The sequence below is a fragment of the Arthrobacter sp. AK01 genome, from assembly GCF_021109375.1.
Classification (GTDB): domain Bacteria; phylum Actinomycetota; class Actinomycetes; order Actinomycetales; family Micrococcaceae; genus Arthrobacter.
In genome coordinates this window covers 1-3,456 of sequence record NZ_JAJOHP010000132.1, presented here as the reverse complement: position 1 = coordinate 3,456, position 3,456 = coordinate 1, and the positions used below count along the sequence as shown (strand labels likewise).

The window sequence follows — 3,456 nt, the reverse complement described above, 5'->3', positions numbered from 1 at the left end:
CCCCCCCCGCCCCCCCGCCCCCCCCCCCGCCCCCCCCACCCCCCCCCCAACCCCCCCCCCCCCCCGCGCGCCCCCCCCGCCCCCCCCCCGGGGGCCCCCCTTTCGTGCTCCAGGGCTAGAGGGCCGGGTCCAGTTCCGGCCGGTGGTGGGTCATGCTGATCAACCTTCCGTGGGCGCCGAACGTGAAGTGCACTGGTTGCGTGCCTGACTCGTCCCAGCCGAACAAGCTGCCGTGGGAACGGATGGCATTGACGTCGCGGTGGTCGGCAATCGTGACGGAACCGCATGGAATAACCTTTTCGCGCCAGGTGAAGACGAAAATTCCCGGGCGGACCTGGAACACAGTGTTTGAATCGGTATCTGCCAGGCCCCGCTCAGGCCCGGCGAGGCACTGCCACGTGTACCAGGTGGGGCTGAGGTAGATGTGCTCGTAGGCGTGCGACTCGCTGTAAACCCACTCAACACGCCGTCCAATGAGTCCGGTGCTCTCGGCAATGGCTGCTCCGGCGGCGAAACCGTCCAGGGTGCCAGGCCGGAAATCGTGCTGGACTGCCACGCGGGACGGGGTCGGCTTTCCAAGCGTTGCGCCGATGTACAGCGCCGTTCCATTCGTGAGGTCCAAGACCAGGGAAATGGCGAGGTCCGGCTCCACGACGCTGTGCCACTGGGCGTAGTAGAGCTGCCCGGCCACGAGGAAAGCCTCGTAGGGAGCTGTTCCTGCCTGCCCGGCAGCTGCCCATTGCACTTCTTCGTCGTCGAAGCTGAACGTCATGGGGCCGCCATCGCCGCGGACCCGGAATTGTTGTCCCGCGAGGTCGTGCACTGTTGGGGCCTTGTTGGCATCGAAGCCAGGCGCAAGTCCTTCCAGGGGCAACCAGTTGGAGGTGTCAAGAAGATTCAGGCTCATGGGTTCCTTCTCGTACTCGAAGAGGGACAGGACGGGTGTCCTGCCCTTACTTGAGTATTCAGTTCCCGTTGCTGCCGGTCTTGTGCTGTGAAGCACGTTGTTTGACCCGTAAGGAAAGGTTAGGCGAGCTGGCCTTCGATGCGGGCGGCGCTGGCAGCCAGTGCCTTGCCTACGGCGTCGGCGTCCTGGTCCAGGCGGATATAGACGACGGCGATCGCTGCCGGCCGTCCGCCCGGAACCTTGATGGGGGCAGCAATGGAGGACAGTCCGGCGATGACCTCGTCATGGCTGGTGGCGTAGCCGAGGCGGCGGGCTTCGTCGGCTTCGGGGCGGTAAGGGTTGCCGGCGCCCACCTGCTGCCAGCGCTCCTCGGTCATGGTTGACTGGATGGCTATTCCGGGAGCGCCGGTACTGACTGGGTGGCGGCTGCCGGGGTGCTGGGCGAGGGCGGCGCCGGAGTGCCGTGGCTCGACGGTGACCAGGGTGACGCATTCCTGGTGGTCCCACACGGCGACGAAGGCCGTCATGTGGAGGGTGTTGGCAAGTTGCGTCAGTTCGGGAAGGGCCGCGGTTTGAAGGTTCCGTGAGACGCCGCTGGCCAGGACCGCCAGGCCGGGGCCGGGCTGCACGCGTCCGGAGTCGTCACGCACCAGCAGAGAGTGGTCCTCCAGGGTCCTGAGGATCCGATAGGCGACGGACCTGTGCACCCCCAACGCCTCCGTGAGCTCTGCGATGGTGAGGGGCCGCTCGGCCGCGGCGAGGATTTCCAGCGCGCGGATTCCCCGTGAGAGCGTTTGCGACGGCGGCACCTGGGTTGTTGGTTCCGGTGGACCCTTGACGTCGCTGCGGGGATTCATGCGAACCATCCTATGTTGAAGGAACCTTCCAAGGGTCTGTGCTTTGGGTCACAGGCTGTAGTATTATTTCCTAACTGACCGTTCTGTCGGTTAATGCACGTCAAGCGCCGACCAGTCACTCTCACCCCATGGAGTTCCAATGACCGCAACTTCCACTGTCGACTCTCCGTCAGGACCCAGCAGCAAGCGTGAAGAGCGCCGGGTTCTGGCCGGGACACTGGTGGGCACCACCATTGAGTGGTACGACTTCTTCATCTTTGCCCAGCTCACGGCCACGCTCTTGGCGCCGCTGTTCCTATCTCCCTTGGAGAAGTCCAACCCGGGCGTTGCGCAGCTCTTGTCGTTCGCCACGATCGGTATCAGCTTCTTGTTCCGTCCCCTCGGGGCCTTTGTTGCCGGGCACCTCGGCGACAGGATGGGCCGCAAGGCCGTCCTGGTCATGACGCTGGTCATGATGGGCGCAGCTACGGCGCTCATTGGCTTGCTGCCCACGTACGCAACCATCGGTGTTTGGGCTCCGGTCCTGCTGATCACCCTGCGTGTGGTCCAGGGCTTCTCGGCGGGCGGTGAGTGGGGCGGTGCCGCACTCATGGCAGTGGAGCACGCGCCCATCAAGAAGCGCGGACTCTTCGGCGCCTACCCGCAGATCGGTGTGCCGATCGGCATGATCCTGGCCACCGGCCTGCTGTTCCTCCTCCAGTCGGGCATGTCCAAGGAAGACTTTGCGGCTTGGGGCTGGCGGGTGCCGTTCCTGCTGTCCGTGGTCCTTATTGTGGTGGGCTACCTCATCCGGCGTGCCGTTGGCGAAAGCCCTGTGTTCAAGGAAATTGCCCTGCGCAAGGCCGAAAGCAAGGCGCCCCTTGGAGACCTCTTCCGCAAGAATAAGAAGGAAGTTGTCCTCGCTGCACTGATCTTCATCGCCAACAACGCAGCCGGTTACCTACTGATTGCCTTCTTCATCTCCTACGCCACCAGGACATTGAAGATGCCCACTCCGCAGGTGCTGCTGGCCACGACCGTCGCCTCATTTGGCTGGCTCATTTTCACCATGGTGGGCGGCTGGCTCTCCGACAAGATCGGGCGCGTCAAGACATTCCTGATCGGGTACGGCTTGGTCTTCGCCTGGATGATTCCCATGTTCGTACTCATTGATTCCAAGGACATCGTGCTCTACGGAACCGCCCTGTTCGTCCTGACGATCGGCCTGGGCCTGTCCTACGGCCCTATGTCCGCGATGTATGCGGAGATGTTCCCCGCTCAGGTCCGCTACTCCGGAATCTCCATTGGGTACGCCTTGGGAGCAATCCTGGGCGGCGCCTTCGCACCGCTCATCGCCCAGGCGCTCCTGGACACCACCAAGTGGTCAGGCTCTGTTGGCATCTACATCATGGTCCTCTGCGTAATCTCCGCAATTGGCGTGATCCTCGCCAAGGAGACCCGCGGCCGGCCCCTGGGGTACAGCGTCCATCACTAGATCGGGGCATAGGAAAGGGGGGGGGGGGGGGGGGGGCCCCCCCCCCCCCCCCGGGGGGGGGGGGGGGTTGTGGGGGGGGCCGAGGGGGGGGGGGGGGGGGGGGGGGGGGGGGGGGGGGGGCGGGGGCGGGGCGGGGGGGGGGGGGGGGGGGGGGGGGGGGGGGGGGGGGGGGGGGGGGGGGGGGGGGGGGGGGGGGGGGGGGGGGGGGGGGGGGGGGG

Annotated in this window: 3 protein-coding genes; 1 reads left to right on the top strand and 2 read right to left on the bottom strand. The window is 65.9% G+C overall.

The annotated features are described in order from the left end of the window. Positions 1-115 precede the first annotated feature (115 nt). Positions 116-907 carry a MoaF C-terminal domain-containing protein gene (locus LN996_RS23325; protein ID WP_231343469.1) on the bottom strand — a complete coding sequence of 264 codons (792 nt, stop codon included), beginning with the start codon at positions 905-907 and terminating at the stop codon, positions 116-118. Between the two features lie 119 nt (positions 908-1,026). After that, a complete protein-coding gene (locus tag LN996_RS23320; RefSeq protein WP_374110806.1) occupies positions 1,027-1,773 on the bottom strand; it encodes an IclR family transcriptional regulator in 747 nt (248 codons plus the stop codon). Positions 1,774-1,903: 130 nt separating this feature from the next. Between LN996_RS23320 and LN996_RS23315 the strand changes: the two genes are divergently transcribed. Continuing rightward, the gene (locus LN996_RS23315) at positions 1,904-3,238 is read left to right on the top strand and encodes an MFS transporter (RefSeq protein ID WP_231343467.1); all 1,335 of its coding nucleotides are present in this window, start codon (positions 1,904-1,906) and stop codon (positions 3,236-3,238) included. Positions 3,239-3,456: the final 218 nt, after the last annotated feature.